A 3,570-nucleotide genomic window follows, 5' to 3' on the forward strand; every position below is an offset into this window, starting at 1 on the left:
CACCGCTTGCATCGCCGCTTGGCCGAATTCACCTACGAGTCCGAATGATGCTAAAGATCCACAATAGCCTGACCGGCCGGAAGGAAGTCTTCACCCCCATCGAACCGGGCAAGGTCCGGCTCTACGTGTGCGGCATGACCGTATACGACTACTGCCATCTGGGGCATGCCCGCGTCATGGTGGTATTCGACATGGTGGTGCGCTATTTGCGGCATCTTGGGTTTAAGGTTACTTATGTCCGGAATATCACGGATATCGACGACAAGATCATTAAGCGGGCCAACGAAAACGGCGAGCCCATTTCGGCGCTGACCGCGAGGTTCATCGATGCGATGCACGAAGACGAGCGGGCGCTGGGCGTGCTTCCGCCCGATATCGAACCGAGGGCGACGCAATCCATAGACGACATGCTGGCCATGATTCAGGCCTTGATCGACCGCGGCTATGCCTATGTCGGCGACAACGGCGATGTCTTCTACGCCGTGTCCAAATTCGAGGGTTACGGCCGTTTGTCGGGCAAGAACATCGAAGATCTCCGCGCCGGCGAGCGGGTGGAGGTCGAGGACGCCAAGCGCGATCCCTTGGATTTCGTTTTGTGGAAAATGGCGAAGCCGGGAGAGCCGGCCTGGGATTCGCCTTGGGGCAGGGGACGTCCCGGCTGGCACATCGAATGCTCCGCCATGTCCACCCGTTGTCTCGGGCATCATTTCGACATCCACGGCGGCGGCATGGATTTGCAGTTCCCGCACCATGAAAACGAAATCGCGCAATCCGAAGGGGCAACCGGCGAAAAGTTCGTGAACCTGTGGATGCACAATGGATTCGTGCGGGTGAACGAGGAGAAAATGTCCAAGTCCCTGGGCAATTTCTTTACGGTACGCGAAGTTCTGGCCCGGTATCGTCCCGAAGTCGTGCGGTTCTTCATTCTCAATAGCCACTACCGCAGTCCGCTCAATTACTCCGATGAAAATCTCGACGATGCCAATGCCGCGCTGACGAGGCTTTATACCGCCTTGCGCGGACTCCGCTGCGATCTGCCGGTTTCCGAGGGAGAGGGCAGGAGCAAGGACTTCATCGCCCGTTTCGAAGCGGCGATGAACGACGATTTCAATACCCCGGAAGCGATTGCTGTGCTGTTTGATCTGGCGCGTGAGATCAATCGGGGGCGGAATTCGAATGTAGAGGAAGCGGAAACTTTAGCGCGAACCTTAAAGCAACTCGGTGGACTTCTTGGCCTGTTGCAGACAGATCCAGAAGAGTTTTTCAAATCGGGAGTTGGAGCAGTGAGGCTCGGTGTTACCGTTGGCGCTCAGCTCGATGCGATGCTTATTTGGAGTGACGAACGCATCGAGCAAAAAATTCAAGAGCGCTTAGACGCCCGCAAGAACAAAGACTGGGCCACCGCCGACCGCATTCGGAATGAACTCAAGGAGCAGGGCATTGTGCTGGAAGATACGGCTGGCGGTACCACCTGGCGGCGAATTTGACTTGAACCGACTGGCTGCTTGAGGCTATATCCGAAGGAGGGTGTTTCGTCGGTCCGGATATAAGGCGGGGAAAAGCATAATCCATTGAAAGAGACGGACAGGCGGTTTGGATCGGAAATTCCAAGGGAGGAGTCGTGAAACTTGAAGCCGACAAGATGAGGACTATCGGAATTCGCGCAGGATTCCTTTTGGCGATTATTGCCATGGGAATCGTTGCTTTTCGGTCTTCCGGAGGCGCGTATGAGTCCGAAGGGCAACCGTTTTCAGTGGAAGTCATCGCCCAACAGGAAGACGTGGTCTGGGGTTTCGATTTTTTGCCCGACGGACGGATCGTATTCACGGAACGAGACGGACAGCTGCGCATCCTCGATCCGAGTACCAGATCGGTGCAAACCGTTCAGGGGGCGCCGGCCGTGGTTCAGGCCGGACAAGGCGGACTGCTGGACGTGAGGGTTCATCCCGAGTTCGACAAGAACGGCTGGATTTATCTGACCTATTCGGAAAAAGCGACCCACGGAATGACCACGGCCCTAGGCCGCGGCCGGCTGGAAGGAACGGAGCTGAAGGATTACCGGAAGCTTTTCAGTGCCTTCGAGCCGAATGGAAATAACATTCACTTCGGCTCCCGCATCGAGTTCGATGGGGCCGGCAAGCTCTTCATCTCGGTTGGCGATCGCAACGAGCGGCATAATGCGCAAGACTTGCGCTACCACAACGGCAAGATCCTGCGTCTGAACGAGGACGGCAGCGCGCCCGTCGACAATCCGTTCGCGAATAATCCCGACGCCAAGCCGGAGATTTGGAGCTACGGTCACCGCAATCCGCAAGGCCTGGTGAAGCATCCGATTACCGGCGAGTTATGGGAGAGCGAGTTCGGTCCGCGCGGCGGCGACGAAATCAATTTGATCCGTCCGGGAGCGAACTACGGCTGGCCCGTAATCACGTATGGACGCGAGTATTGGGGACCGAAAATCGGCGAAGGCACCGAAAAAGCCGGTATGGAACAGCCTGTGGCGTATTATGTGCCGTCCATTTCCCCGTCCGGAATCGCTTTCTATTTCGGCGACGCCTTCCCGAGATGGAAGGGCAATCTGTTCGTAGCCAATCTGAGCGGTCAGCACCTTCGCCGACTGGTGATAGACGACAACAATAAGGTCGTGAAGCAGGAGGAACTGCTGAATGACCTTGGCGTTAACTTTCGCCATGTAAGAACGGGACCGGAAGGGTTTCTTTATTTTTCGACCGACGACGGAAAAATCGCCCGCTTGGTGCCAAATCTCTAATTTAGTCCGCTATTTGTCGCGGAAAGGCAAACTGAGTATCGTTCAATTTCGATAAGATTATGAAACTACAGAGTTCTGAGGATTTGTCATTCGGTGACTTCGACCCAGGCCCCGGACCGTACGACGCCTTTCGGTTTTGTCCCCGGTGCGGCGGTGAGCATTTGAGCGTTCAGGAGCAGCGCGCGATAAGATGCGGCCGCTGCGGGTTCTTGTACTTCTTCAACACGTGCACGGCTGCGGGCGCGTTCGTTTTTCACCAGGATCAGCTCATTCTATGCGTGCGTGCCAAGGACCCGGCGAAAGGCAAGCTGGACCTTCCCGGCGGGTTCATCGAATTCAACGAAACCGTGGAAGAAGCGTTGCAGCGAGAAATCGGAGAAGAGTTGAACATCCAAACGACCAATTACCGCTATCTCGCCAGCGCGCCGAATGATTACCTATACGGCGGCGTACTTTACAAAGTAACGGATATGTTTTTCCTTTGCGATGCGCCGCAGATCGACACGCTCAGGGCAGCGGACGATGTAGCGGATTATCGGCTGGTATCGCCTGACGAAATCGAGCCCGAAGAATTGGCATTCAACTCGACCAGACTGGCGCTCGTAAAGCTTCGGGCGTGGCTGGATCAGAACTGAAAACTATTAGGGAACCTCTGAATAAATCGCCATGTTAGGCTTTTCGCCATTCGACTGGAGTGGTGACGCGATGAAACAAATCAGCTTTGCCTCGTTGGCGTTTGACGCCAAGAAGAAACAGACTCGCCGAGAGAAATTTCTGGCCGAGATGGACCAGGTGATGCC

The 3,570-nt window shown here is 55.6% G+C and carries 3 protein-coding genes and 1 pseudogene; all 4 read left to right on the plus strand.

Going from position 1 to position 3,570, the window contains the following annotated elements:
• Positions 1 to 47: 47 nt before the first annotated feature.
• Complete coding sequence (gene cysS, locus ABJK70_RS21925; protein ID WP_347259133.1) at positions 48 to 1,487, plus strand: cysteine--tRNA ligase; 1,440 nt, start codon at positions 48 to 50, stop codon at positions 1,485 to 1,487.
• A 134-nt stretch (positions 1,488 to 1,621) separates the two neighbouring features.
• A complete protein-coding gene (locus ABJK70_RS21930) occupies positions 1,622 to 2,770 on the plus strand; it encodes a PQQ-dependent sugar dehydrogenase (protein ID WP_347259132.1) in 1,149 nt (382 codons plus the stop codon).
• A gap of 59 nt (positions 2,771 to 2,829) precedes the next feature.
• The gene (locus ABJK70_RS21935) at positions 2,830 to 3,405 is read left to right on the plus strand and encodes an NUDIX domain-containing protein (protein ID WP_133715919.1); all 576 of its coding nucleotides are present in this window, start codon (positions 2,830 to 2,832) and stop codon (positions 3,403 to 3,405) included.
• A gap of 70 nt (positions 3,406 to 3,475) precedes the next feature.
• Positions 3,476 to 3,570 (plus strand): annotated as a pseudogene (locus ABJK70_RS21940) (IS5/IS1182 family transposase); the annotation flags it as partial.

It is taken from the genome of Methylocaldum sp. (assembly GCF_039794385.1).
Taxonomy (GTDB): Bacteria; Pseudomonadota; Gammaproteobacteria; order Methylococcales; family Methylococcaceae; genus Methylocaldum.

Excerpts from the sequence above, each read along its gene's own strand:
- cysS (WP_347259133.1), top strand. The coding sequence starts at position 48 with ATGCTAAAGATCCACAATAGCCTGACCGGCCGGAAGGAAGTCTTCACC.
- ABJK70_RS21935 (WP_133715919.1), top strand. The coding sequence starts at position 2,830 with ATGAAACTACAGAGTTCTGAGGATTTGTCATTCGGTGACTTCGACCCA.